The organism is Pseudomonas sp. GL_139_B (assembly GCF_057834475.1).
Genome location: NZ_CM174403.1, coordinates 941318 through 965538, shown reverse-complemented (window position 1 = coordinate 965538; position 24221 = coordinate 941318). Strand labels below are relative to the sequence as shown.

Below are 24221 nucleotides of genomic sequence, written 5' to 3'. Positions count from 1 at the left end.
CGAATTCGTGTCGCAATACTGGCCAAAGCCTCGCTCCCACATTGGAATGTGGTCAGGCAATAAATCACGGGGATAAAAAAACCGGCTGCAAAGCCGGTTTTTTCATTTCAACAATCTTAGAACTTGGCGTTCTGCAGGTTGTCCAGGTAACGCTCGGTGTCCAGTGCGGCCATGCAGCCAGCGCCGGCCGAAGTGATGGCCTGACGGTAAACGTGGTCAGCCACGTCACCGGCGGCAAAGATACCTTCGACGCTGGTCGCCGTTGCGTTGCCTTCACGGCCGCCTTGCACCACCAGGTAGCCGTCTTTCAGCGTCAGCTGACCTTCGAACAACGAGGTGTTCGGGGTGTGACCGATGGCGATGAACACGCCGTCGACTTTCAGCTCGTCGAAGCTGCCGTCATTGTTCTTCAGGCGAGCACCGGTCACGCCCATGTTGTCGCCCAGGACTTCGTCCAGGTTCGAATTCAATTTCAGCTCGATCTTGCCTTCGGCAACGCGGGCATTGAGCTTGTCGATCAGGATCTTCTCGGCGCGGAAGGTTTCGCGACGGTGGATCAACGTCACCTTGCTGGCGATGTTGGCCAGGTACAGGGCTTCTTCAACCGCGGTGTTGCCGCCGCCGACCACAGCCACAGGCTTGTTGCGATAGAAGAAACCGTCGCAGGTCGCGCAGGCCGAAACGCCTTTGCCCATGAACGCTTCTTCGGACGGCAGGCCCAGGTAACGAGCGCTGGCGCCGGTCGCGATGATCAGAGCGTCACAGGTGTATGTCGCGCTGTCGCCGACCAGGGTGTACGGCTTGGAAGCAAAGTCTACGGCATTGATGTGATCGAAAACGATCTCGGTTTCAAAGCGCTCGGCGTGTTCTTTCATGCGCTCCATCAGCGCCGGGCCGGTCAGGCCGTGGACGTCGCCCGGCCAGTTGTCGACTTCGGTGGTGGTGGTCAGTTGACCGCCGGCCTGCATGCCGGTGATCAGCAGCGGCTTGAGGTTGGCACGGGCGGCATAGACCGCAGCGCTGTAACCGGCAGGGCCGGAACCGAGAATAATCACTCGCGAATGACGGACTTCAGACATGACCTGCTCCTGTTGACCGGCCCTGAACAACGGGCGCGGAACGCCGGGTTGCCGGCGGGAATAAAAAAGGACCGTGGTTGACCTTGGGGAAGGCTTGAGTACGACAGTCCTGCAAAAAGATTGGGTGCAGCGTATCGAGGGGGCGAAGATTAAGGAAATACGGTTTAACAATCCAGCTCATAGGTGGTCTCTATCCCACTGCCGAGACTATAAAGACGTCTTTGTTACAGTGAATGTCGATTCCACTGCCGCGCTTTCCCCCTTCCGGCAAAGCCGGTAAGGTCGGCGCGTTTCCCCCTGCCCGGAGCACGTTATGCCCGCACCTGTCCTGTCCGGACCGCAATACCTGCGTGAAGGCCTCAAGCTGGTTCTCAGTCCCAGCCTGCGTTTATTCGTGTTGTTGCCGCTGGCAATCAACCTGGTGCTGTTCGTCGGATTGATTTATCTGGCCGGCCATCAATTCAGCCTGTGGGTCGATACGCTGATGCCGAGCCTCCCCGACTGGCTGAGTTTTCTCAGCTACATCCTCTGGCCGATTTTTGTGGTGCTGGTGGTGTTGATGGTGTTTTTCACCTTCACCATGCTCGCCAATGTCATCGCCGCGCCGTTCAACGGTTTCCTCGCGGAAAAAGTCGAAGTGGTGGTGCGGGGCACCGACGATTTTCCGGACTTCAGCTGGGGTGAACTGACCGCAATGATCCCGCGCACCCTGGCCCGGGAGATGCGCAAACTCGGCTACTTCCTGCCGCGGGCGATCGGGCTGTTCATCCTGTCCTTTATCCCAGTGGTGAACATCATTGCCGCACCGTTGTGGCTGCTGTTCGGGGTGTGGATGATGGCCATCCAGTACATCGACTACCCGGCGGATAACCACAAACTGGGTTGGAACGAGATGCTCGCCTGGTTGCGACAGAAACGCTGGCAGAGCATGAGTTTCGGCGGCAGCGTGTATCTGGTGCTGCTGATCCCGGTGGTGAACATCCTGATGATGCCGGCCGCCGTGGCCGGGGCGACATTATTCTGGGTGCGTGAGCGCGGCGCGGAAAATCTGGTGGCCCAGCGCTGACCGGGTCACAAATCCATCATCAAAGCGCCACAATGACGACATGGCCTCAGCCGACACTGAGGCCATGACGACAGCTCTGCATATCACCCTGATTACTGAAACATTCCCACCGGAAATCAACGGCGTGGCCAATACCCTTGGTCGCTTGTTCGATGGCTTGCGCGCGCGCGGGCATCAGGTGGAATTGGTGCGGCCACGTCAGATGTGTGATCAGCTGTTGAGCAGTGACGAGGATTTGCTGTTGTGTCGCGGCTGGCCGCTACCGGGTTATCCCGGTTTGCAATGGGGTCAGTCGTCGATGCACAAGCTGCTAAGGCGCTGGACGCGGCATCGCCCGGACGTGCTGTACATCGCCACCGAAGGGCCACTGGGTTTGTCTGCGTTACGCGCAGCACGGCGGCTGGGGATCTCGGTGGTCAGCGGCTTTCACACCAACTTCCAGCAGTATTCCAGCCAATACGGGCTGGGGGTCCTGACCCGATTGCTGACTCACTACCTGCGCTGGTTCCACAACCGCTCGACCCTGACACTGGTGCCGAGCCCCAGCCAGCGGATGGAACTGGAGCGTCGGCAATTCGAGCGTTTGGCATTGCTCTCTCGGGGTGTCGACAGCCAATTGTTTCATCCGAGCAAAAGGCTGATATCGCTGCGCGAACAGTGGGGGTTGGCCGAGGATGACATTGCAGTCATTCATGTCGGGCGCTTGGCCCCCGAGAAAAACCTGGGCTTGCTCAAGCGCAGTTTCGACGTGCTGAAATCCACTTATCCACAGCGCCACTTGCGCTTGATCGTGATCGGCGACGGGCCGCAACGAACGGCGCTTGAGCAGGAACTGCCCGAGGCTGTTTTCTGCGGTTCGCAACGCGGCGAGGCGCTGGCCAGTCACTACGCATCCGGTGACGTATTTCTGTTTCCGAGCATGACCGAAACCTTCGGCAACGTGGTGCTTGAGGCATTGGCCTCGGGATTGGGTGTGGTGGCGTACGACCAGGCGGCAGCGGCCCAGCATATTCGCCATGGCTACAACGGCGTACTGGCGATGCCGGGGGATGAAGAGGCGTTCTGCGATGTGGCAGCGTGGCTGTTGGAAGATTGCGAGACCTTGCGTTGCGTGCGATTGAATGCGCGCCAGCATGCGAGCCGGCAAGGTTGGGCGGCGATAATCGAGCAGTTTGAGGGGCAGTTGCGGGGGGCTTGCGTGGGGGAGTTGGTGGCGCCGAATGCTTCGACCGTCCCCTAGGTTTTGGGTGATATTGAGTCAGTCTTCGCGGGCAAGCCCGCTCCCACAGGGTTCCAGGGTGTTCACGGATTATGTGATCGCCACAAAACCTTGTGGGAGCGGGCTTGCCCGCGATAGCGTCAGAGCAGACGCCGCTTAAACCAGCGTCGTCAACGCCTCACGACTGAACGGCAGGATGTCTTCCTCGCGACCGTCGCGCACTTTCTGCGCCCAGTCCGGATCGACCAACAACGCACGCCCCACAGCCACCAGGTCAAACTCCTCGTTGTTCAAACGCTCCAGCAGTTTTTCCAGGCTCGCCGGTTGGGCGATCTTGTCGGTGTTGACCATGAATTGCAGGAACTCGCCATCCAGGCCAACGCTGCCCACGGTGATGGTTGGCTTGTCAGTGAGTTTGCGGGTCCAGCCGGCCAGGTTCAGCTCGGAACCGTCGAATTCAGGCTCCCAGAAGCGGCGGGTCGAGCAGTGGAAAATGTCCACGCCAGCCTCGGACAACGGCTTGAGGAATTCGCCCAGCGCTTCAGGGGTTTGCACCAGGTGCGCGGTGTAATCCTGCTGCTTCCATTGGGAGAAGCGGAAGATGATCGGGAAGCCTTCGCCGACCGCTGCGCGCACGGCTTGAATCAGTTCGATAGCGAACCGTGAGCGGTTGGCCAGATCGCCACCGTACTCGTCTGTGCGCTGGTTGCTGCCTTCCCAGAAGAACTGGTCGACCAGATAACCGTGGGCGCCGTGGATTTCCACGCCGTCCATGCCAATGCTCTGGGCATCCTTGGCAGCTTGGGCAAACGCAGCGATCACGTCCTGGATGTCTTGCTTGGTCATGCCGTGAACCACGACCTGACCGTCCTTCAATTTTTCCGACGGGCCATAACCCGGAACGCTGGCGTCCGGCTCGGTGCCAATACGGCGAACACTACCGACGTGCCACAGTTGCGGAACGATTTTGCCGCCTTCGGCATGCACGGCGTGGACGACTTTCTTCCAGCCGGCCAGCGCTGTTTCACCGTAGAAATGCGGCACGTTCGGGTAGCCGTTCGAGGCTTTGTGACCGACGGTGGTACCTTCGGTGATGATCAAACCCACACCGGCAGCGGCGCGACGGCGGTAGTACTCGATAACTTTGGAGTTAGGTACACCACCCGGCGAAAACGAACGGGTCATTGGCGCCATGACGACGCGGGTCGGCAGTTCGAGGGTGCCGAGGTGGAACGGTTTGAACAGGGCTTTAACGGGCATGGGACGCTCCACGGAAATTATTTTATGACGCAGATAATATTGCGAGCGCAGCGTATTGAATAGCACTATTGATTGCAGTGATTAAGGCCTAAAAGTTCGTAAACATTGTAGAAGCCGGCTTGCTGGCGAATCAGGCGATGCGGTGTGTCAGATACGCCGCGTTCGCTGGCAAGCCAGCTCCTACAAGGAAGGGGTCAACTCAGCGCTTTTTCAATCGCATGAACGATCGTCGGATCATCCGGCGCCGTACGCGGTGAAAACCGCGCCAGCACACGGCCGTCCTTGCCCAGCAGGAATTTTTCGAAGTTCCAGGTAATGTCACCCGGGAATTCCGCACCCTCGCCCGCCAGCAGGCGATACAACTGATGACGTTCATGACCGTTGACTTCCAACTTGCTGGACAACGGAAAGGTCACGCCATAGTTGAGGCTGCAAAACTCCTGAATCTCTTTCTCGGAACCTGGCTCCTGCCCGGCAAACTGGTTGCAAGGCAAGCCGAGCACGCTGAAACCTTTACCTTTGTATTGCTGGTAAAGGTTTTCCAGCGCCGCGTACTGTGGGGTCAAGCCACATTTGGAGGCGACGTTGACCACCAGCACGACTTGCCCCTTGAAGGGCGCCAGCGGTAGTTCCTGTCCATCCAAGGCTGTCAACTTAAGGTCGTGAAAAGCACTCATGACGAACTCCAAATTCCCGTGTTCTTCTCGAAACAGCCACTTGGCAATGCCACCAAGGACAGCCGCGGACTAAAAAGGCGCCCTCGGGCGCCTCTCCAGTTCTCTGAGCTTAGCGCAGAAAATCAGTGGTGATGGCCACCTTCGCCATGGACGTGACCATGAGCGATTTCTTCCTGGCTGGCATCACGGATGTCGATGATCTTGACCTTGAAATTCAGGCGCTGACCGGCCAACGGGTGGTTGCCGTCAACGGTGACGTCGTCGCCGTCCAGATCGCGAATGGTGACGATCTGCATCTGGCCGTCCGGAGCGGAAGCGTGGAACTGCATGCCCACTTCCAGCTCATCGACGCCTTCGAACATGCTGCGGCTCAGGGTGCTGACCAGTTCGGCAGCGTATTCGCCATAGGCATCTTCAGGTTCAACGGCTACGGTCAGCTCGTCGCCGACTGCTTTGCCTTCCAGAGCCTTTTCCAGGCCCGGGATGATGTTACCTGCGCCTTGCAGGTAGACCAGCGGCGCGCCACCGGCGGAGCTGTCGATGACCTCACCAGCGTCGTTGGTCAGGGTATAGTCGATGGAGACAGCCTTATTGGCGGCGATCAGCATGGGGCGAGACCTTTTGCATAAGAATGAAGAAAGGCCAAGTTTAGCGAAGCCATCGCCCGAAAGCGAACACAACCCGGACGGAAGGTTCAAGGCGCCTGGCGTAACGGTCACCGGCTTCCATCAGGATGAGGATGGGCATTGGGTGGCCGAACTTTCCTGCGGCCACACCCAGCACCTGCGCCACCAGCCACCGTGGCAATCGCGCGCCTGGGTTCTAGACCCCGCGCAACGTGTTGAAAAAATAGGCCAGCCCTTTGATTGCGGTTGGTGCGCACAGGGCCCGGTTAGCGATAACCTTGACGACTGAATTTCGGTAGACGACCAGACATAGATCGTCACCATTGCCATGCACCTTTAGAGAATCCGCATGCAAACTTTTTTTATTGCACCCACCGACTTTGGTGTGGGTCTGACCTCCATCAGCCTCGGGCTAGTGCGCACGCTTGAGCGTGCGGGCCTCAAGGTCGGTTTTTTCAAACCGATCGCCCAGCCACATCCGGGCGATACCGGCCCGGAACGCTCCACCGAACTGGTGGCCCGCACCCACGGCTTGAAGCCGCCCCAGCCGCTTGGCCTGGCGCATGTCGAGCGCATGCTCGGTGATGGTCAGCTGGATGAACTGCTCGAAGAAATCATCACCCTGTATCAGCAAGCCGCCGTCGGCAAGGACGTGCTGGTCGTCGAAGGCATGGTCCCGACCCGCAGCGCCAGTTACGCCGCGCGGGTCAATCTGCATTTGGCCAAGAGCCTGGATGCCGACGTGATTCTGGTCTCGGCGCCAGAAAGCGAAGCCCTGACCGAACTCTCTGGCCGCGTGGAATTGCAGGCGCAATTGTTCGGCGGCCCGAAAGACCCGAAAGTCCTGGGTGTGATCCTTAACAAGGTCAAGACCGAAGAAAGCATGGACGTCTTCGCAACGCGCCTGAAGGAACACTCGCCGTTGCTGCGCAGCGGTGACTTCCGTCTGCTGGGCTGCATCCCGTTCCAGCCGGAATTGAATGCGCCGCGCACCCGCGACGTCGCCGATTTGATGGGCGCGCAAATCCTCAATGCCGGTGACTACGAAACCCGGCGCATGACCAAAATCATCATCTGCGCCCGCACCATGCGCAACACTGTAGAGCTGCTCAAGCCCGGAGTGCTGGTGGTAACGCCTGGTGATCGCGACGACATCATCCTCGCCGTCAGCCTCGCTGCCATGAACGGCGTGCCATTGGCCGGCCTGCTGCTGACCAGCGACACCCTGCCCGACCCGCGCATCATGGATTTGTGCCGTGGCGCGTTGCAGGCGGGTTTGCCGGTGCTGTCGGTGAGCACCGGCTCCTACGACACCGCCAATCAGTTGAACGGTTTGAATAAGGAAATCCCGATCGACGACCGCGAGCGCGCGGAGATCATCACCGATTTCGTCGCCAGCCACCTCGATGCCAACTGGCTGCATCAGCGTTGCGGCACTCCGCGTGAGATGCGCCTGTCGCCCGCCGTGTTCCGCTACCAATTGATCCAGCGCGCCCAGGCCGCCAACAAACGCATCGTGCTGCCAGAAGGCAGCGAACCGCTGACCGTGCAAGCGGCGGCGATCTGTCAGGCGCGTGGCATTGCCCGTTGCGTGTTGCTGGCGAAACCGGCGGACGTCGAAGCCGTGGCTCGCGCACAAGGCATCGAGCTGCCGCCGGGGCTGGAGATTCTTGACCCGGACTTGATTCGCGAACGCTATGTCGAACCGATGGTGGCGCTACGCAAGAGCAAAAGCCTCAACGCGCCGATGGCCGAGCAGCAACTGGAAGACACCGTGGTGATCGGCACCATGATGCTGGCGCTGGATGAAGTCGACGGCCTGGTGTCCGGGGTCATTCACTCCACGGCCAACACCATTCGCCCGGCCCTGCAGCTTATTAAAACGGCACCGGGCTGCACCTTGGTGTCGTCGGTGTTCTTCATGCTGTTTCCGGAGGAAGTGCTGGTCTACGGCGACTGTGTGATGAACCCGCACCCGAGCGCCAGCGAACTGGCCGAGATCGCCCTGCAAAGCGCCGACTCGGCTGCCGCGTTCGGCATCACCCCGCGCGTGGCGATGATCAGTTATTCCAGCGGTGAGTCGGCCAGCGGCGAAGAAGTCGAAAAAGTGCGCGAAGCGACATTGCTTGCCCATGAACAGCAAAATTCGCTGCTGATCGATGGCCCGTTACAGTACGACGCCGCCGCCAATGAAACTGTCGCTCGGCAACTGGCACCCAACAGCCAGGTCGCCGGCCGCGCCACGGTGTTCGTGTTCCCCGACCTGAACACCGGCAACACCACCCACAAAGCCGTGCAGCGCAGCGCCGACTGCGTGAGTCTCGGGCCGATGCTGCAAGGCCTGCGCAAACCGGTGAACGACCTACCGCGCGGTGCGCAAGTCGATGACATCGTCTACACCATCGCGTTGACCGCGATCCAGGCTGCCAACCGACCTATGGATGTTTAAATGCTGGATTTCCTGCCTGCCGCCATACGCGGCGTGATTGCATCGTTGTTGTTGGCCCTCAATACCATTCTGTTGTGCTCGATTCTGTTCTGCGTGGCGCTTTTCAAGGTGCTTCCGTTCGCCATCACCCAGCGTTTCACGCTTTGGCTGATGAGCCATATACATGAGGCCTGGATCAGCAACAACAAAGCCTGGATGAACCTGGTTTGCCGCACCCGATGGCACCTCAGTGGCCTGGAAGGTCTGGACTATCAGCACTCCTACCTGATCACCAGCAATCACCAGAGCTGGGTCGACATCATGGTTCTGCAATACGTGCTCAACCGCCGCATCCAGCCGCTGAAGTTTTTTCTCAAGCAAGAGCTGATCTGGGTGCCGGTGATTGGTCTGGCGTGGTGGACGCTGGGCTTTCCGTTCATGAAGCGCTACTCCAAGGCGTATCTGGAAAAACACCCGGAGAAAAAAGGCACAGACCTGGAAACCACCCGCAAGACCTGCGCAAAGTTTCGCAACAACCCGGTGGGGATCTTCAATTTTGTTGAGGGTACGCGCTTCACCGAAGGTAAACATGCGCAGCAGAAATCACCGTTTCGCTATCTGCTCAAACCCAAGGCTGGCGGCATTGCATTCGTGCTGGATGCGATGGGTGAGCAGCTGGAATCCATCGTCAACGTGACGATTCACTATCCGGGCGGGCGTCCGGGGTATTGGGATTTGCTCTGCGGGAATGTGAAGGATGTAGTCGCGCATTTTCAGGAGGTGAAGATTCCGCCACAGTTTATTGGCAAGAACTACGACCAGGATGGGGAGTATCGGTTGCAGTTCCAGGGGTGGATCAATCAGCTGTGGCTGGATAAGGATGCGTTGTTGGGGCAGATGCATCGGGAGTATCCGGCCAAGTAAGAGAGTGCCTGTTCGGGCCTCTTCGCTGGCAAGTCAGCTCCTGTAGGAGCGGGCTTGCCCGCGAAGGCGTCCGACCAGACACAAAAAACCCGCCGATGATCACTCATCGGCGGGTTTTTTATGAACGGCTAACGCTTAGATCGCGCCGCGCTGACGCAGCAGATCCAGCACCTGCTTGACGCTTTCCTCCAGCGACAGCGATTGGGTGTCGACCACAAGGTCAGCGTCCAGCGGCACGTCGTACGGGAAGGAGTCGCCCGGAATGTTGTCGCCGCCAGCGGCGTACAACCCTTGCGGATCACGTTCAGCACAAACGGTCGGAGAGGCTTGCACGTAAACAGTCAGCAAACGCTCCTTGCCGATCAGCTCCCTGGCCTGCTCACGACCTTCAGCACTTGGCGCAACGAATGCAGCCAGGGTCAACAAACCAGCTTCGTTGAACTGACGTGCAACGTGCGCCGCACGGCACCAGTTCTCGGTACGCCCGGCACGATCCTGTGGCAGACCTTTGTTCAGGTCATGCCGCAGGTTCTGGCCATCCAGTACAAACACCGCACGGCCCATGTCGAACAGCTTGCGTTCAACCGCGTAGGCCAGGGTGCTTTTGCCAGCGCCCGACAAGCCGCTGAACAACACGGTGGCCGGCTGCTGGCCGAAGCGCTGGGCGCGTTCGTCGGTGGCGACGTGAGCCAGCTTGCCATGGTGCGTGCTGCTGCCATGCGCCACTGGCTGAGCGATGATCATGCCGGCGGCGACGGTGCCATTGGTCAAACGATCAATGACGATGAACGAACCGGTGGTGCGGTTGCTCGCGTAACCGTCCAGCGCGATGGCCGCGTCGAGGCTGATCTTGACCCGACCGATTTCGTTCAGTTGCAAGGCACTGGCAGGGCCTTCTTCCAGGGTGTTTACGTCAACTCGGTTGACGATGCTGGTGATCGAACCCGGCACGTACGTCGTGGCGCGTTTGATGTCGTATTTCTTGCCCGGCAGCATCGGCTCTTCGGCCATCCACACCAACATGGCGTCGAAGCCGTCAGTCACTTGTGGCAGGTTGTCGGCGTGTACCAGCAAGTCGCCGCGGGAGATGTCGATTTCGTCTTCCATGGTCAGCGTCACGGCCTGACCTGGACCTGCATGCTCCAGCTCACCTTCGAAGGTGACGATGGATTTCACGCGGCTGCTCTTGCCCGACGGCAGCACAACCACTTCGTCACCCTTATGAACGACGCCGCTGGCCAGGGTGCCTGCAAAACCACGGAAGTTCAGGTTTGGACGGTTGACGTACTGCACTGGGAATCGCAGGTCGTTGTAGTTGCGGTCGCTGGCGATTTCGACGGTTTCAAGAATTTCCATCAGCGACTGGCCGGTGTACCACGGCGAGCGCTCGGATTTGTTCACCACGTTGTCGCCCTTGAGCGCCGACATCGGCACGAAGGCCATGGTGGTCGGCTTGAAGGCGATGCCTTCGGCGAACTTCAGGTAATCGGCCTTGATCGACTCGAAGACTTTTTCGTCGAAGCCATTGAGGTCCATCTTGTTGATGGCGACCACGATGTGTTTGATGCCCAGCAACGAGGCAATGAAACTGTGGCGACGGGTCTGGGTCTGCACGCCGTAACGGGCGTCGACCAGGATGATCGCCAGGTCACAGGTGGACGCACCGGTGGCCATGTTGCGGGTGTACTGCTCATGGCCGGGGGTGTCGGCGATGATGAATTTGCGTTTGGCGGTGGAGAAATAACGGTAAGCAACATCAATGGTGATGCCCTGCTCACGCTCGGCCTGCAGGCCGTCGACCAGCAAGGCCAGGTCGATGTCATCGCCGGTGGTGCCGACTTTTTTCGAGTCGCGGGTGATGGCTTCCAGGTGATCTTCGTAGATCATTTTGGAGTCGTGCAGCAGACGCCCGATCAGGGTGCTCTTGCCGTCATCGACGTTGCCACAGGTCAGAAAGCGCAGCATTTCCTTGCGTTCGTGCTGGCCCAGGTAGGCGAGGATGTCCTCGCTGATCAAATCAGATACGTGCGACATGACAACCCCTTAGAAATAACCCTGACGTTTCTTTTCTTCCATCGAGCCTGCGCCATCGTGGTCGATGACCCGGCCCTGGCGTTCGGAAGTTCGCGTCAGGAGCATTTCCTGAATGATGTCGGTCAGGCTGGTCGCCTCGGACTCGACCGCACCGGTCAGCGGGTAGTCGCCGAGCGTACGGAAACGAACCTTTTTCTTGACGATACGCGCCTTGTCTTCATCGCTCAGGTGATTGAGCAGACGTTCGTCGTCGATCATGATCCAGGTGCCATTCATCTCGATGACGTCGCGCTCGGCGGCGAAATACAGCGGCACAATCGGGATGCCTTCGAGGTAGATGTACTGCCAGATGTCCAGTTCGGTCCAGTTCGACAACGGGAACACGCGAATCGATTCGCCCTTGTTGACGTTGCCGTTGTAGACGTTCCACAGCTCCGGGCGCTGGTTTTTCGGGTCCCAGCGGTGCTTGGTATCACGGAAGGAATACACGCGCTCTTTGGCACGGGACTTCTCTTCGTCGCGACGGGCACCACCGAAAGCGGCGTCGAAACCATACTTGTCGAGGGCCTGCTTGAGGCCTTCGGTTTTCATGATATCGGTGTGCTTGGCACTGCCGTGGGTCAGCGGGTTGATGCCCTGCGCAACCCCGTCAGGGTTGACGTGCACCAGCAGGTCCAGGCCGAGCTCTTCAACCATGCGGTCGCGGAACGCGTACATTTCCTTGAACTTCCACTGGGTGTCGACGTGCATCACCGGGAACGGAAGCTTGCCCGGGAAGAATGCCTTGCGCGCAAGGTGCAGCATCACGGCGGAGTCTTTACCGACGGAGTACAGCATCACCGGGTTATCGAACTCGGCGGCGACCTCGCGGATGATGTGGATGCTTTCGGCCTCCAGCTGTTTCAGATGCGTCAGTTTGTCGACCATGGCTACTCACGAAAACGATCTTATGGACGGCCAGCGGGCCGTGTTCGAGCGAGGAATCCTAGCACAGCGACCTCTTCTAATCAGGGCACCAGCTAGATCGAAAGGGTATATGAATATACCCCCATGTTTGGGCAACACCGGACCTGTAGGAGCTGGCTTGCCAGCTCCTGCAAAGGCGATTTTGTATTCAGATCGGATTCGGGCAATCGATGAAGATGTGTTCGAGGGCAAATCGACGCGCCAGATAATCGCCCAGCGCCTGCACACCATAACGCTCGGTGGCGTGATGGCCGGCGGCGATGAAGCTGATGTCGTTTTCCCGGGCGCTGTGGAAAGTCTGCTCGGAGGCCTCGCCACTGAGGTACAGATCGACGCCGGCCAAAATCGCCTGGTCGATGTAACCCTGACCGCCACCGGTACACCAGCCTACCCGACGAATCGTCGCGCTGCCTTCGATCAGCAACGGCTCCCGGCCCATGACTTCCTGGACACGACGGGCGAAATCACGCGCCGTCATCGGCTCGCTCAACGAACCGACCAGACCAACGACTTTAAGGTTGGCCGGATCCAGCGGACCTTCGACGGTGATGTCCAACTGCCGGGCCAACTGCACGTTGTTGCCGACTTCCGGGTGCAGATCCAGTGGCAAGTGATAGGACAGCAGGCTGATGTCGTGCTTGAGCAAGGTTTTCAACCGACGCTGCTTCATGCCGGTGATGCACGGATTTTCGCCTTTCCAGAAATAACCGTGATGCACCAGCACCAAATCGGCCTGGGCTTCGACGGCAGCGTCCAGCAGCGCCTGGCTGGCGGTGACTCCGCTGACGATGCGCATCACTTGCGGCCGACCTTCGACCTGCAAGCCGTTGGGGCAGTAATCCGCAATTTTGGCGCTGGTGAGGTATCGGTCGGCTTCTTCGACCAGGGTGCTCAGGGCGACGGCCATAAAAGACTCCTAAATATCCCGTTCAGAGGCGTGCGTGGCCTCGTATAATGCGCGACATTATGGGCGGTCTCATACCGCCTGCAACTTTTCAGGACGTGCTTAATGCTCAAGGCGCTGCGTTTTTCCGGCTGGCCGCTGTTGGCCGGCGTGCTTATCGCTCTTTTGATAATTCAGCGTTACCCGCAGTGGGTCGGGCTTCCAAGCCTCGACGTGAACTTGCAGCAAGCACCGCAAACCACTGGCGTGCAACAAGGGCCGGTGTCCTATGCCGACGCCGTGGTCATCGCCGCACCTGCAGTGGTCAACCTGTACACCACTAAAGTCATCAATAAACCGAATCATCCGTTGTTCGAAGACCCGCAGTTCCGCCGCTTCTTCGGTGACAACTCGCCCAAGCAGAAGCGCATGGAATCGAGCCTGGGTTCCGGCGTGATCATGAGCCCGGAAGGCTACATCCTGACCAACAACCACGTGACCACCGGTGCCGACCAGATTGTCGTGGCGCTCAAGGATGGCCGTGAGACCCTGGCCCGCGTGATCGGCAGCGACCCGGAAACCGATCTTGCGGTATTGAAAATCGATCTGAAAAGCCTGCCGGCAATTACCATCGGCCGTTCCGACAACATCCGCATCGGCGACGTGGCGCTGGCCATTGGCAACCCGTTCGGTGTCGGCCAGACCGTGACCATGGGCATCATCAGTGCCACTGGGCGCAACCAGTTGGGCCTGAACAACTACGAAGATTTCATCCAGACCGACGCTGCGATCAACCCCGGCAACTCCGGCGGCGCGCTGGTGGATGCCAATGGCAACCTGACCGGCATCAACACCGCAATTTTCTCCAAGTCCGGCGGCTCGCAAGGTATCGGCTTTGCGATTCCGATCAAACTGGCGATGGAAGTGATGAAGTCGATAATCGAGCACGGCCAGGTGATTCGCGGCTGGCTGGGCATTGAAGTGCAGCCGTTGAGCCAGGAACTGGCGGAATCGTTTGGTCTGTCGGGACGTCCGGGGATTGTGGTCGCGGGGATTTTCCGGGATGGACCGGCGCAGAAGGCCGGCTTGCAACTGGGAGATGTGATCCTCAGCATTGACGGTGAACCGGCCGGGGATGGTCGCCGCTCGATGAACCAGGTCGCGCGGATCAAGCCGACGGACAAGGTCACGCTTCAGGTAATTCGCAACGGTAAAGAACTCAAGCTCACAGCCGAGATTGGCCTGCGTCCGCCACCGGCGCCGGTCAAAGAGAAAGAAGAAGAGTAACAGCCAACACAAAAACCCTGTGGGAACGAGCCGGCTCCCACAGGTTCAACAGTGGCTTAGAGATCGCCCAAGCCGTTGATCAGCGCCTGATTCTGCTCTGGTGTGCCGATGGAGATCCGCAGGAACTGGGCAATCCGCTCCTGCTTGAAGTGCCGAACGATCACACCCTGCTCACGCAACTTCGCCGCCAACCCGGCCGCGTCATGCTTTGGGTGACGGGCGAAAATGAAGTTCGCCGCCGACGGCAATACCTCGAAGCCCTTCGCCTCCAACTGCCTGACGACCTTGTCACGGCTATCGATGACCAACCGGCACGTCTTGTCGAAGTACTCGCGATCCTCGAACGCCGCCGCAGCCCCCACAATCGCCAGGCGATCCAGCGGATAAGAGTTGAAGCTGTTCTTGATCCGTTCCAGCGCTTCGATCAAGTCTGGATGCCCCACCGCCAGGCCAACCCGAAGGCCGGCCAGCGAACGGGACTTGGACAAAGTCTGTGTCACTAGCAGGTTTGGATAACGATCGACCAGGCTGATGGCCGTCTCACCGCCGAAGTCGATATAAGCTTCATCCACCACGACCACCGAATCCGGGCTGGCCTTGAGGATTTGCTCCACGGCGTCCAGCGCCAGCAGGCAGCCGGTGGGGGCGTTCGGGTTCGGGAAGATGATCCCGCCGTTCGGCTTGGCATAGTCGGCCGGATTGATCTGGAATTGCTCGTCCAGCGGCACGGCGTCGAACTTGATGCCATACAACCCGCAATAAACCGGATAGAAGCTGTAGCTGATGTCCGGGAACAGCAGCGGCTGATCGTGTTGCAGCAATCCGTGAAAGATGTGCGCCAGCACTTCATCGGAGCCGTTGCCGAGGAACACCTGATTGCCTTGGACGCCGTAGTACCTGGCAACAGCCTGCTTGAGCACATCGCTGTTCGGGTCCGGGTACAAACGCAGGTTGTCGTTCAGCTCAGTCTGCATGGCGGCCAAGGCTTTAGGCGATGGACCATATGGATTTTCGTTGGTGTTGAGCTTCACCAGTTTCGTCAGTTTCGGCTGCTCGCCTGGCACGTAAGGCACCAGACTCTTGACGAAGGGGCTCCAGAATTTACTCATCTTCAGTTCCCCTGCTTGTCGTCAATGATGCGGTATTCGGCGCTGCGGGCGTGGGCGGTCAGCGACTCGCCACGGGCCAGCACGGAAGCGGTCTTGCCCAGTTCGGACGCACCCTGCTCGGAGCAGAAGATGATCGAAGAGCGTTTCTGGAAGTCGTAAACCCCCAATGGCGAGGAGAAACGCGCGGTGCCGGAAGTCGGCAACACGTGGTTCGGTCCGGCGCAGTAATCACCCAAAGCTTCGCTTGTGTGGCGCCCCATGAAAATCGCGCCCGCGTGACGGATCTGCGGCAACCAGGCTTGCGGATCAGCGACCGACAGCTCCAGGTGTTCCGGGGCAATGCGATTGGCTACTTCGATGGCTTGTTCCATGTCGCGGACCTTGATCAGCGCGCCACGGCCATTGATCGAGGTTGTGATGATCTCGGCACGCTCCATGGTCGGCATCAATTTGTTGATGCTCGCGGCAACCTTGTCGAGGAACTCGGCATCCGGGCTGACCAGGATCGCCTGGGCGTCTTCATCGTGCTCAGCCTGGGAGAACAGGTCCATGGCGATCCAGTCCGGATCGGTCTGCCCGTCACACACCACGAGAATCTCGGACGGACCGGCGATCATGTCGATGCCGACCTGACCAAACACGTGACGCTTGGCGGTGGCGACATAGATGTTGCCCGGGCCAACCACTTTGTCGACCTTCGGCACGCTTTCGGTGCCGTAAGCCAACGCGGCAACCGCTTGCGCGCCGCCGATGGTGAATACGCGATCAACTCCGGCAATGCAGGCCGCGGCCAGCACCAGTTCGTTGATTTCACCACGCGGAGTCGGCACCACCATGACCACTTCGGTCACGCCTGCCACTTTGGCCGGGATCGCGTTCATCAACACCGAGGATGGGTACGACGCCTTGCCGCCCGGGACATACAGACCGGCGCGGTCCAATGGCGTGACCTTCTGCCCCAACACCGTGCCGTCAGCTTCGGTGTAGGTCCAGGAATCCTGTTTCTGTTTTTCGTGATAGCTGCGCACGCGGGCGGCGGCCTTTTCCAGGGCTTCGCGCTGTGACACAGTGATCCGGGTCAGGGCCAGTTCCAGACGCTCACGCGGCAGGATCAGGTCGGCCATTGAGGCGACTTCGAGGCCGTCGAATTTCTGGGTGAATTCCACCAGCGCCGCATCGCCACGCTCGCGCACGGCTTTGATGATGTCCAGCACCCGCTGATTGACCGAGTCGTCAGACACACTTTCCCAGCTCAGCAAATGATCCAGATGATGTGCGAAATCCGGGTCAGCAGCGTTGAGTCGGCGAATTGCAGTCGGTGCGGTCATAGCGAGAGCCTCATAGGATTGGCAAAAACTCAGGTGCCCGAAGCTAACATTCGATCCGCTTGGGCACCTGAGAATTCTGGCTATGAGGCGGATAGACGGCGCGACTTGACGTCGCGCAGGTAAATCAGCCGCGGTGTCGAGACTCCACTGCCTTGCGCAGGGTGTCGATCAACGCCTGGATTCGGGCGTGTTGCATTTTCATCGACGCTTTGTTGACGATGAGCCGGGAGCTGATGTCGGCAATGAAATCCTGGGGTTCCAGGCCATTGGCGCGCAGGGTATTGCCGGTGTCGACCACGTCGATGATCTTGTCCGCCAGACCAATCAGCGGCGCCAATTCCATCGAGCCGTAAAGCTTGATGATGTCAACCTGACGCCCCTGCTCGGCGTAGTAACGCTTGGCAACGTTGACGAACTTGGTCGCCACCCGCAGGCGGCCCTTAGGCTCGACATCACCAACACGGCCGGCGGTCATCAGCTTGCAGAGGGCAATTCGCAGGTCCAAAGGCTCGTACAGGCCTTGGCCACCATATTCCATCAGCACATCTTTACCAGCGACGCCGAGGTCCGCGGCACCATGCTCGACGTAGGTCGGCACATCGGTGGCGCGCACGATCAGCAGTCGTACGTCAGGCTGGGTCGTGGGAATGATCAGCTTGCGGCTTTTGTCCGGATTCTCGGTCGGCACGATGCCCGCTTCAGCCAGAAGCGGCAGGGTGTCGTCAAGGATGCGGCCCTTGGACAGTGCGATGGTCAACATGGGAAACGTCAGTCCTTATCAAGGTACTCATGCCCGGTCGCAAACGGCGCCGAACACACATCGAGCCGGTAACCGGCTCGACTTTAAACGAATTCAACGGACACATCCTTGTGTCCATGTAGCGGAAACTAGCCAGGTACGCGGCGGATTTTGGCGCCGAGCATTTGCAGCTTCTCTTCGATGCACTCGTAACCACGGTCGATGTGGTAGATGCGGTCGATCAGGGTGTCGCCTTCCGCGATCAACGCCGAGATGACCAGGCTGGCCGAAGCGCGCAGGTCGGTGGCCATGACTGGCGCGCCCTTGAGCTTTTCGATTCCGGTAACGATGGCGGTGTTGCCTTCGACCTGGATGTGAGCGCCCATGCGGTGCAGTTCGTAAACGTGCATGAAGCGGTTTTCGAAGATCGTCTCGATCACAGCGCCCGTGCCTTCAGCAATGGCGTTGAGGGAGATGAACTGCGCTTGCATGTCGGTCGGGAACGCCGGGTATGGAGCGGTCCGCACGTTGACGGCTTTGGGCCGCTTGCCGTGCATGTTCAGCTCGATCCAGTCTTCGCCACAGGTGATTTCGGCACCCGACTCACGGAGTTTTTCCAGAACGGCTTCGAGGATGGTCGGATCGGTGTCCTTGACCTTCACACGCCCACCGGTCACCGCCGCCGCCACCAGGTAGGTGCCGGTTTCGATACGGTCAGGCATCACTTTATAAGTGGTGGTGTGCAGACGCTCAACGCCATCAATGGTGATGGTGTCGGTGCCGGCGCCAGTAATCTTGGCGCCCATGGCGATCAGGAAGTTCGCCAGGTCGATGACTTCAGGTTCGCGAGCGGCGTTTTGCAACACGCTGCGGCCCTTGGCCAGCGCGGCCGCCATCATGATGTTTTCGGTACCGGTCACGCTGACGGTATCAAAAAAGAAGTTCGCGCCGCGCAAGCCGCCTTCTGGCGCCTTGGCCTTGATGTAGCCGCCTTCGACGTCGATGACCGCGCCCATGGCTTCAAGGCCACGGATGTGCAGGTCAACCGGACGCGAACCGATGGCGCAGCCGCCAGGCAATGCGACTTCGGCTTCGCCGAAACGGGCAACCATCGGGCCGAGTACCAGGATCGACGCACGCATGGTTTTAACCAGTTCGTACGGTGCGATCAGAGTCTTGATGGTGCGCGGGTCGATTTCGACACTGAGCTTCTCGTCGATCACCGGCTCAATGCCCATGCGGCCGAACAGCTCGATCATCGTGGTGATGTCGTGCAGGTGCGGCAGGTTGGCCACGGTTACCGGGCCATCACACAGCAGGGTTGCAGCCAGGATCGGCAGGGCAGAGTTCTTTGCCCCGGAGATGCGGATTTCGCCATCAAGACGAACGCCACCGGTAATAATCAATTTATCCATAAGAATCTCGACGCCCTTGGGCTCAGGTGCGCTCGGCCCAGGCCGCGCTGCTGAAAAATTTCATAGTGACCGCATGGATGCTGCCATCGGCGATCCACGGGTTCAAATGGGCATAGATGCTCTGCTGACGCTTGACCGGGCTCAGTGCCGCCAGTTCATCGCTAATCACGTTCAGCTGAAAGTTGCAGCCTTCGCCTTCAACTTCTACCTGAATTCCTGGCAGCTTTCCTTCAAGGAAGCTCTTCACTTCTACGGCCTGCATGCTCAACCTCAATCGGCGCCCTGTGCGCACGGGTCGGACATCATACAAAAAAGCCCCGCGCCTGCGAACCCCGCTAAGCAGGACTCTGACGGGGGGCTTCTTTATAGATGCGGTCAGGGGTGCGCCAACAGCTCGGTCAATTCGCTGACCTGAGCGATTTCACGCATGTCTTCGGGCATCCCGCGAATGCTCAGCGCCTTACCGGCCGCCTCTGCGTCACGCATGAAGCACAGCAGCAGCGACAAGCCGACGCTGCTGGACTTCAACACTGCCGAACAATCGATCACCAGTTCAGTCGCCGTGCTGGACTTGATCAACGCCTGCCCCTGCTTACGCAGATCCGGGCCGGTGCGATAGTCCAGCATGCCACTCAACCGCAGTTCGCCGGTTTCGCTCATGCGAATGGACGACACACTCATTGGGCGTTGGTCTCGGTGGATGCCTTGGCTTTGGCAACTTCCCCGGCCCAACCGTTGATGGTCTTGTCCAGGTCGTTGCCATTGCGCTGCATCGCATCAGCGAACTGATCACGGAACAGCTTGCCGATGTTGATCCCGTTGATGATCACGTTGCGCAGCTTCCACTCGCCATTGATCTTCTCAAGGGTGTACTGCACGGGATAAATCGCGCCATTGCTGCCTTTGACGGTCATGCCGACGCTGGTGCGGTCGCCCGACTCGTCCTTGGCAGGGTCAACGACGATGCCCTGGTTGTTGTACTCAAGCAAAGCATTGCCATAAAACTGGAACAGACCCTTCTTGAAGTTCTCTTCGAAGGTTTTCATCTGCGCCGGCGTGGCTTTCTTTGAGTACTTGACCGTCATGATGCTCTTGGAAATACCCTCGGCATCCACCACAGGCCCGACGATCGTGTTCAGCGCCGTATAAAAGTCCTGCGGGTCCTGCTTGTACTTCTCTTTATTGGCCTTCAGATCGGCCAGCATACGGTTAGTGGTGTCCTGAACCAGTTCGTGCGCGGAAGGCGCCGCCACGGCGTTAGCCATCAACGGCAGCGCCGCGAGTACTACCAACAGGCCACGTCGCAAGGTAGAGATCATTCAAAAGCTCCTCATTTGGCGTCTTTGCTAACGGTATTGAGCAGAAATTTACCGATCAGGTCCTCGAGCACCAGCGACGACTGGGTGTCGTGAATGGTTCCACCATCCTTGAGCAAGGCTTCTTCGCCGCCCACGCTGATACCGATGTACTTCTCGCCCAACAGGCCAGCCGTCAGGATAGATGCAGTGGAGTCAGTCGGCAGGTTATCTACGCGCTTTTCCAGTTGCATGGTCACCCGACCGGTGAAGGTGTCGCGGTCCAGATCGATCGCCGTGACCTTGCCGATGGTCACACCGGCCATGGTCACCTTGGCTCTGACCGTCAATCCGGCGATATTGTCGAAGTACGCATAAAGTTTATACGTGTCGGTGCTCGGGCTCGGGGACAGACCACTCACCCGCAACGCCAGCAGCAACAAAGCCAGGATGCCAGCCAGCAAGAAAAGGCCGACACCGATTTCCAGGGTGCGGTTTTGCATCAGAAATCTCCAAACATCAAAGCGGTCAGAATAAAGTCCAGGCCGAGCACAGCCAAAGAGGCATACACCACGGTCTTGGTAGTGGCACGACTGATCCCCTCGGAAGTGGGCTCACAGTCATAGCCTTGGAATACGGCGATCCAGGTCACGACGAATGCGAAGACGATGCTTTTGATGATGCCGTTGAGCACATCATCAGTGAACGTCACGCTGTTTTGCATGTTCGACCAGTAGGAGCCTTCATACACACCCAGCCAGTCGACAGCCACCCACGAGCCGCCCCAGATACCCACCACGCTGAAGATCATCGCCAGCACCGGCAGGGAAATGAAGCCGGCCCACAGGCGCGGGGCAACAATGTATTTGAGTGGGTCGACACCAATCATTTCCAGACTGGACAACTGTTCGGTGGATTTCATGTTGCCGATTTCGGCCGTCAGCGCCGAACCGGCACGCCCGGCGAACAACAACGCCGTCACAACGGGACCCAGTTCACGCAGCAGCGTGAGCGCAACCATCTGCCCGACCGCCTGCTCCGAACCGTAGCTCGACAGAATGTTGAAGCCTTGCAGCGCCAGCACCATCCCGATGAACACCCCAGAGACCACAATGATCACCAGAGACATCACACCCACTGAGTGCAGTTGCTTGATCAGCAGGCCAAAACCGCCGCCGATACCACCGCGACCGAGCAAGGCATGAAACAGGAATATCGTCGAACGACCGAATACTGCCAGCACATCGATGCCGGCGTGGCCAAACTGGCGCACGCGTTCTATTAGTGAAATCTTGCGCATCAACGCTTCCCCAGAAGATCTGCGCGGTAATCCGTCGCTGGAAAGTGATATGCGACCGGACCATCGGGTTCGCCGGTCATGAATTGACGGATCCGTGGCTCCTGCGAGCTCATCAATTCCTCGGGAGTCCCCTGCCCCAATACCTGACCTTCACCGACGACATAGATGTAGTCGGCGATACTCGCGGTTTCAGCCAGATCGTGGGAGACCACGATGCTAGTGATGCCCAGCGCATCGTTGAGCAGGCGGATCAGGCGCACCAGCACGCCCATGGCGATGGGGTCCTGGCCGACAAAGGGCTCATCGTACATGAGAATCTGAGGATCGAGGGCAATCGCCCGGGCCAGCGCTACACGACGCTTCATGCCACCGGACAATTCGTCAGGCATCAGGTCGATGGCGCCACGCAAGCCCACGGCCTGCAATTTAAGCAGGACGATGTCACGGATCATTTCTTCCGGCAGCTCGGTATGAACGCGCAGCGGGAAGGCGACGTTCTCGAACACATCGAGATCGGTAAACAGGGCGCCGCTCTGAAACAGCACCCCCATGTGCTTGCGCGCATCGAACAGATCACTGCGCGACAACTTCGGCAGGTTCTGGCCGTTGACCCAGACTTCGCCCTTTGTTGGACGCAATTGTGCGCCCATCAATCGCAACAGCGTGGTTTTGCCACACCCAGAAGGCCCCATGATGCCGGTGACCTTGCCGCGTGGGATACGGATATCGACGTTATTGAAAATGCTGCGCGTACCGCGCTTGAAGGACAGTCCCTTCAGCTCGACCGCGTAGGCGTTATCGGCACTCATCTAAACTCCTTGCGATGCAGCCTCTCACTCGGACGCCTGACTCTCTGACGAAAGCACATACCTCCCCGGGCAGGCCGAACTGGCCGCGAACTATATCACTGCAAAGGCCCAGCGCCCAAGGCCAAAGCCAGCACATCTTCAGTAACATCATCGGCAAAAAGCCTCGTTTAGAGGGGATTGCGTCATCGAGAATGACAAAGCGTAACGAACTTGCGTGAGGGTTTTGATCATTACCGCTATAATCGCGGCCCTTCATCAGGCTATACGATTTCCGACATGAGCCAATCCAGTGACCTGATTCAATCAGCACAACGCACCCTGCGCCTCGAACTCGAAGCCGTAGAAGGCTTGCTGCCCCACATCGACGCAGATTTCGTACGCGCTTGCGAGATGATTCTGGCCAGCAAAGGCCGCGTGGTGGTGGTCGGCATGGGTAAATCAGGACACATCGGCAACAAGATCGCCGCGACCCTGGCAAGCACTGGCACCACGGCTTTTTTCGTCCACCCGGCCGAAGCCAGCCACGGCGACATGGGCATGATCACGCGGGATGACATTATCCTGGCCCTGTCGAACTCCGGCTCCACCAATGAAATCCTGACCTTGCTACCCCTGATCAAGCGCCTGGGCATTCAATTGATCAGCGTGACGGGCAACCCGGATTCCCCGTTGGCCAAGGCCGCCGAGGTCAACCTCAACGTTCATGTCGAACACGAGGCCTGCCCGCTGAACCTGGCACCCACCTCCTCCACCACGGCCGCCCTGGTGATGGGTGATGCCCTGGCCGTCGCACTACTGGAAGCTCGTGGCTTTACCGCTGAAGACTTCGCCTTTTCCCACCCCGGTGGCGCGCTTGGCCGACGCCTGCTGTTGAAAGTGGAGAATGTCATGCACGCCGGGCAAGATTTGCCACAGGTTCAGCGCGGTACCCTGCTAAAAGACGCATTGATGGAAATGACCCGCAAGGGCCTGGGAATGACCGTCATTTTGGAGGCTGATGGCAAACTGGCCGGGATCTTCACCGACGGTGATTTGCGTCGCACACTGGATCGCAGCATCGACATCCATAGCGCCACCATCGAACAGGTCATGACAGCTCATGGCAAGACCGCCCGCGCCGAAATGCTCGCTGCCGAGGCCTTGAAAATCATGGAAGACCACAAAATCAACGCCCTGGTCGTGGTCGACAGCGAAGACCGTCCGGTCGGCGCCTTGAACATGCACGATTTACTGCGTGCAGGAGTAATGTAATGAACACGGACCTGCTGCAACGCGGCCAACAGATCAAACTCGCGGTGTTCGACGTCGATGGCGTGCTGACCGACGGGCGCCTGTACTTTCTCGAAGACGGCAGTGAATTCAAGACATTCAATACGCTCGACGGCCAAGGCATCAAGATGCTGATGGCAGCGGGCGTGCAGACCGCAATCATCAGCGGCCGCAAAACCCCGGTGGTCGAACGGCGAGCGAAAAACCTCGGCATTCCCCACCTTTATCAGGGGCGGGAAGACAAACTGGTAGTGCTGGACGAGCTTCTGGCTCAACTCAACCTAAGCTATGAACAAGTGGCCTACCTGGGTGACGACCTGCCGGACCTGCCGGTGATTCGCCGCGTCGGCTTGGGCATGGCGGTAGCCAACGCCGCCAGCTTCGTGCGTGAAAATGCTCATGGCATTACCGTTGCCCGGGGCGGCGAGGGTGCCGCTCGTGAATTCTGCGAATTGATCCTGCGCGCCCAGGGCCGCCTTGATGCGGCCAACGCTGCGTATCTGTGAGC

At 59.0% G+C, this 24221-nt stretch carries 25 protein-coding genes; 8 read left to right on the top strand and 17 right to left on the bottom strand.

What is annotated here, in order from left to right; translation table 11 throughout:
- Nucleotides 1-116: 116 nt before the first annotated feature.
- Nucleotides 117-1079 (bottom strand): thioredoxin-disulfide reductase, encoded by a 963-nt coding sequence (trxB, locus tag AC3ISI_RS04240; RefSeq protein ID WP_489335602.1) that lies wholly within the window; start codon nt 1077-1079, stop codon nt 117-119.
- Between the two features lie 313 nt (nt 1080-1392).
- On the opposite strand from trxB, the gene cysZ reads away from it, so the two are divergent.
- Both cysZ and AC3ISI_RS04230 read left to right on the top strand, forming a co-directional pair.
- Entirely contained in the window at nt 1393-2145 is a 753-nt protein-coding gene (gene cysZ / locus AC3ISI_RS04235) for a sulfate transporter CysZ (protein ID WP_489335601.1), read from the top strand.
- A gap of 40 nt (nt 2146-2185) precedes the next feature.
- On the top strand, nt 2186-3385 hold the full coding sequence (locus AC3ISI_RS04230) for a glycosyltransferase family 4 protein (RefSeq protein WP_489335600.1): 1200 nt from the start codon (nt 2186-2188) through the stop codon (nt 3383-3385).
- Nucleotides 3386-3520: 135 nt separating this feature from the next.
- Here the strand turns inward: AC3ISI_RS04230 and AC3ISI_RS04225 are convergent, their stop codons facing one another.
- The 3 genes from AC3ISI_RS04225 to AC3ISI_RS04215 all read right to left on the bottom strand — a co-directional run bounded on the left by AC3ISI_RS04225 (nt 3521) and on the right by AC3ISI_RS04215 (nt 5909).
- Nucleotides 3521-4624, bottom strand: a complete 1104-nt coding sequence (locus tag AC3ISI_RS04225; RefSeq protein ID WP_489335599.1) for an NADH:flavin oxidoreductase — start codon at nt 4622-4624, stop codon at nt 3521-3523.
- A 194-nt stretch (nt 4625-4818) separates the two neighbouring features.
- Nucleotides 4819-5301 (bottom strand): glutathione peroxidase, encoded by a 483-nt coding sequence (locus AC3ISI_RS04220; RefSeq protein WP_007942723.1) that lies wholly within the window; start codon nt 5299-5301, stop codon nt 4819-4821.
- Nucleotides 5302-5423: 122 nt separating this feature from the next.
- A complete protein-coding gene (locus tag AC3ISI_RS04215) occupies nt 5424-5909 on the bottom strand; it encodes an FKBP-type peptidyl-prolyl cis-trans isomerase (RefSeq protein ID WP_007942724.1) in 486 nt (161 codons plus the stop codon).
- On the opposite strand from AC3ISI_RS04215, the gene AC3ISI_RS04210 reads away from it, so the two are divergent.
- From AC3ISI_RS04210 to yihG, 3 genes are read left to right on the top strand one after another with little or no spacing between them, the layout of a single operon-like run.
- Nucleotides 5878-6216 (top strand): DUF3565 domain-containing protein, encoded by a 339-nt coding sequence (locus tag AC3ISI_RS04210; RefSeq protein WP_489335598.1) that lies wholly within the window; start codon nt 5878-5880, stop codon nt 6214-6216. The genes AC3ISI_RS04215 and AC3ISI_RS04210 overlap by 32 nt on opposite strands.
- Before the next feature lie 60 nt (nt 6217-6276).
- On the top strand, nt 6277-8376 hold the full coding sequence (gene pta / locus AC3ISI_RS04205) for a phosphate acetyltransferase (RefSeq protein ID WP_489335597.1): 2100 nt from the start codon (nt 6277-6279) through the stop codon (nt 8374-8376).
- On the top strand, nt 8377-9279 hold the full coding sequence (gene yihG, locus AC3ISI_RS04200; protein ID WP_489335596.1) for a 1-acylglycerol-3-phosphate O-acyltransferase, YihG family: 903 nt from the start codon (nt 8377-8379) through the stop codon (nt 9277-9279).
- A 135-nt stretch (nt 9280-9414) separates the two neighbouring features.
- Here yihG and cysN read toward each other — a convergent pair whose 3' ends face one another.
- The 3 genes from cysN to AC3ISI_RS04185 all read right to left on the bottom strand — a co-directional run bounded on the left by cysN (nt 9415) and on the right by AC3ISI_RS04185 (nt 13186).
- Nucleotides 9415-11313, bottom strand: a complete 1899-nt coding sequence (gene cysN / locus AC3ISI_RS04195; RefSeq protein ID WP_489335595.1) for a sulfate adenylyltransferase subunit CysN — start codon at nt 11311-11313, stop codon at nt 9415-9417.
- Nucleotides 11314-11322: 9 nt separating this feature from the next.
- Nucleotides 11323-12240, bottom strand: a complete 918-nt coding sequence (gene cysD / locus AC3ISI_RS04190; protein ID WP_007942729.1) for a sulfate adenylyltransferase subunit CysD — start codon at nt 12238-12240, stop codon at nt 11323-11325.
- A gap of 187 nt (nt 12241-12427) precedes the next feature.
- Nucleotides 12428-13186, bottom strand: a complete 759-nt coding sequence (locus AC3ISI_RS04185) for a Nif3-like dinuclear metal center hexameric protein (protein ID WP_489335594.1) — start codon at nt 13184-13186, stop codon at nt 12428-12430.
- 102 nt (nt 13187-13288) lie between these two features.
- Between AC3ISI_RS04185 and algW the strand changes: the two genes are divergently transcribed.
- The gene (gene algW, locus AC3ISI_RS04180) at nt 13289-14449 is read left to right on the top strand and encodes a Do family serine endopeptidase AlgW (RefSeq protein ID WP_489335593.1); all 1161 of its coding nucleotides are present in this window, start codon (nt 13289-13291) and stop codon (nt 14447-14449) included.
- 56 nt (nt 14450-14505) lie between these two features.
- On the opposite strand, the gene hisC is transcribed toward algW, so the two are convergent.
- The 10 genes from hisC to AC3ISI_RS04130 form a co-directional block, all read right to left on the bottom strand.
- Nucleotides 14506-15558: a histidinol-phosphate transaminase gene (gene hisC / locus AC3ISI_RS04175; protein WP_489335592.1), complete on the bottom strand. Its 1053-nt coding sequence runs from the start codon at nt 15556-15558 to the stop codon at nt 14506-14508.
- Nucleotides 15559-15560: 2 nt separating this feature from the next.
- A complete protein-coding gene (gene hisD, locus AC3ISI_RS04170) occupies nt 15561-16886 on the bottom strand; it encodes a histidinol dehydrogenase (protein WP_489335591.1) in 1326 nt (441 codons plus the stop codon).
- A gap of 124 nt (nt 16887-17010) precedes the next feature.
- Nucleotides 17011-17646: an ATP phosphoribosyltransferase gene (hisG, locus tag AC3ISI_RS04165; RefSeq protein ID WP_007942738.1), complete on the bottom strand. Its 636-nt coding sequence runs from the start codon at nt 17644-17646 to the stop codon at nt 17011-17013.
- A gap of 128 nt (nt 17647-17774) precedes the next feature.
- Nucleotides 17775-19040 (bottom strand): UDP-N-acetylglucosamine 1-carboxyvinyltransferase, encoded by a 1266-nt coding sequence (murA, locus tag AC3ISI_RS04160; protein ID WP_489335590.1) that lies wholly within the window; start codon nt 19038-19040, stop codon nt 17775-17777.
- Between the two features lie 22 nt (nt 19041-19062).
- A complete protein-coding gene (locus AC3ISI_RS04155; protein WP_008070578.1) occupies nt 19063-19302 on the bottom strand; it encodes a BolA family protein in 240 nt (79 codons plus the stop codon).
- A 113-nt stretch (nt 19303-19415) separates the two neighbouring features.
- Complete coding sequence (locus AC3ISI_RS04150; protein WP_489335589.1) at nt 19416-19721, bottom strand: STAS domain-containing protein; 306 nt, start codon at nt 19719-19721, stop codon at nt 19416-19418.
- Complete coding sequence (locus AC3ISI_RS04145; protein WP_489335588.1) at nt 19718-20359, bottom strand: MlaC/ttg2D family ABC transporter substrate-binding protein; 642 nt, start codon at nt 20357-20359, stop codon at nt 19718-19720. The genes AC3ISI_RS04150 and AC3ISI_RS04145 overlap by 4 nt, the downstream gene beginning before the upstream one ends.
- 11 nt (nt 20360-20370) lie before the next feature.
- On the bottom strand, nt 20371-20838 hold the full coding sequence (gene mlaD / locus AC3ISI_RS04140) for an outer membrane lipid asymmetry maintenance protein MlaD (RefSeq protein ID WP_310263888.1): 468 nt from the start codon (nt 20836-20838) through the stop codon (nt 20371-20373).
- Nucleotides 20838-21635, bottom strand: a complete 798-nt coding sequence (gene mlaE, locus AC3ISI_RS04135; protein ID WP_489335587.1) for a lipid asymmetry maintenance ABC transporter permease subunit MlaE — start codon at nt 21633-21635, stop codon at nt 20838-20840. The genes mlaD and mlaE overlap by 1 nt, the downstream gene beginning before the upstream one ends.
- Nucleotides 21635-22444, bottom strand: coding sequence for an ATP-binding cassette domain-containing protein (locus tag AC3ISI_RS04130; RefSeq protein WP_489335586.1), 810 nt, complete (start codon nt 22442-22444; stop codon nt 21635-21637). The genes mlaE and AC3ISI_RS04130 overlap by 1 nt, the downstream gene beginning before the upstream one ends.
- A 276-nt stretch (nt 22445-22720) precedes the next feature.
- Here AC3ISI_RS04130 and AC3ISI_RS04125 point away from each other — a divergent pair, with 276 nt between their 5' ends.
- Together AC3ISI_RS04125 and AC3ISI_RS04120 are read left to right on the top strand one after the other, a co-directional pair.
- Nucleotides 22721-23695 (top strand): KpsF/GutQ family sugar-phosphate isomerase, encoded by a 975-nt coding sequence (locus AC3ISI_RS04125; RefSeq protein ID WP_489335585.1) that lies wholly within the window; start codon nt 22721-22723, stop codon nt 23693-23695.
- Nucleotides 23695-24219, top strand: a complete 525-nt coding sequence (locus AC3ISI_RS04120) for a KdsC family phosphatase (RefSeq protein ID WP_452624958.1) — start codon at nt 23695-23697, stop codon at nt 24217-24219. The genes AC3ISI_RS04125 and AC3ISI_RS04120 overlap by 1 nt, the downstream gene beginning before the upstream one ends.
- Nucleotides 24220-24221: the final 2 nt, after the last annotated feature.

Bases quoted from the DNA above. Each gene is read 5' to 3' on its own strand.
- AC3ISI_RS04185 (WP_489335594.1), bottom strand. From the start codon at position 13,186: ATGGCCGTCGCCCTGAGCACCCTGGTCGAAGAAGCCGACCGATACCTC.
- AC3ISI_RS04130 (WP_489335586.1), bottom strand. From the start codon at position 22,444: ATGAGTGCCGATAACGCCTACGCGGTCGAGCTGAAGGGACTGTCCTTC.
- hisC (WP_489335592.1), bottom strand. From the start codon at position 15,558: ATGAGTAAATTCTGGAGCCCCTTCGTCAAGAGTCTGGTGCCTTACGTG.
- AC3ISI_RS04225 (WP_489335599.1), bottom strand. From the start codon at position 4,624: ATGCCCGTTAAAGCCCTGTTCAAACCGTTCCACCTCGGCACCCTCGAA.
- yihG (WP_489335596.1), top strand. From the start codon at position 8,377: ATGCTGGATTTCCTGCCTGCCGCCATACGCGGCGTGATTGCATCGTTG.
- AC3ISI_RS04150 (WP_489335589.1), bottom strand. From the start codon at position 19,721: ATGAGTGTGTCGTCCATTCGCATGAGCGAAACCGGCGAACTGCGGTTG.
- pta (WP_489335597.1), top strand. From the start codon at position 6,277: ATGCAAACTTTTTTTATTGCACCCACCGACTTTGGTGTGGGTCTGACC.
- AC3ISI_RS04210 (WP_489335598.1), top strand. From the start codon at position 5,878: ATGGAGACAGCCTTATTGGCGGCGATCAGCATGGGGCGAGACCTTTTG.
- hisD (WP_489335591.1), bottom strand. From the start codon at position 16,886: ATGACCGCACCGACTGCAATTCGCCGACTCAACGCTGCTGACCCGGAT.
- AC3ISI_RS04230 (WP_489335600.1), top strand. From the start codon at position 2,186: ATGGCCTCAGCCGACACTGAGGCCATGACGACAGCTCTGCATATCACC.
- cysD (WP_007942729.1), bottom strand. From the start codon at position 12,240: ATGGTCGACAAACTGACGCATCTGAAACAGCTGGAGGCCGAAAGCATC.
- cysZ (WP_489335601.1), top strand. From the start codon at position 1,393: ATGCCCGCACCTGTCCTGTCCGGACCGCAATACCTGCGTGAAGGCCTC.
- hisG (WP_007942738.1), bottom strand. From the start codon at position 17,646: ATGTTGACCATCGCACTGTCCAAGGGCCGCATCCTTGACGACACCCTG.
- AC3ISI_RS04120 (WP_452624958.1), top strand. From the start codon at position 23,695: ATGAACACGGACCTGCTGCAACGCGGCCAACAGATCAAACTCGCGGTG.
- cysN (WP_489335595.1), bottom strand. From the start codon at position 11,313: ATGTCGCACGTATCTGATTTGATCAGCGAGGACATCCTCGCCTACCTG.
- AC3ISI_RS04155 (WP_008070578.1), bottom strand. From the start codon at position 19,302: ATGCAGGCCGTAGAAGTGAAGAGCTTCCTTGAAGGAAAGCTGCCAGGA.
- AC3ISI_RS04125 (WP_489335585.1), top strand. From the start codon at position 22,721: ATGAGCCAATCCAGTGACCTGATTCAATCAGCACAACGCACCCTGCGC.
- mlaE (WP_489335587.1), bottom strand. From the start codon at position 21,635: ATGCGCAAGATTTCACTAATAGAACGCGTGCGCCAGTTTGGCCACGCC.
- trxB (WP_489335602.1), bottom strand. From the start codon at position 1,079: ATGTCTGAAGTCCGTCATTCGCGAGTGATTATTCTCGGTTCCGGCCCT.
- AC3ISI_RS04220 (WP_007942723.1), bottom strand. From the start codon at position 5,301: ATGAGTGCTTTTCACGACCTTAAGTTGACAGCCTTGGATGGACAGGAA.
- murA (WP_489335590.1), bottom strand. From the start codon at position 19,040: ATGGATAAATTGATTATTACCGGTGGCGTTCGTCTTGATGGCGAAATC.
- mlaD (WP_310263888.1), bottom strand. From the start codon at position 20,838: ATGCAAAACCGCACCCTGGAAATCGGTGTCGGCCTTTTCTTGCTGGCT.
- AC3ISI_RS04215 (WP_007942724.1), bottom strand. From the start codon at position 5,909: ATGCTGATCGCCGCCAATAAGGCTGTCTCCATCGACTATACCCTGACC.
- algW (WP_489335593.1), top strand. From the start codon at position 13,289: ATGCTCAAGGCGCTGCGTTTTTCCGGCTGGCCGCTGTTGGCCGGCGTG.
- AC3ISI_RS04145 (WP_489335588.1), bottom strand. From the start codon at position 20,359: ATGATCTCTACCTTGCGACGTGGCCTGTTGGTAGTACTCGCGGCGCTG.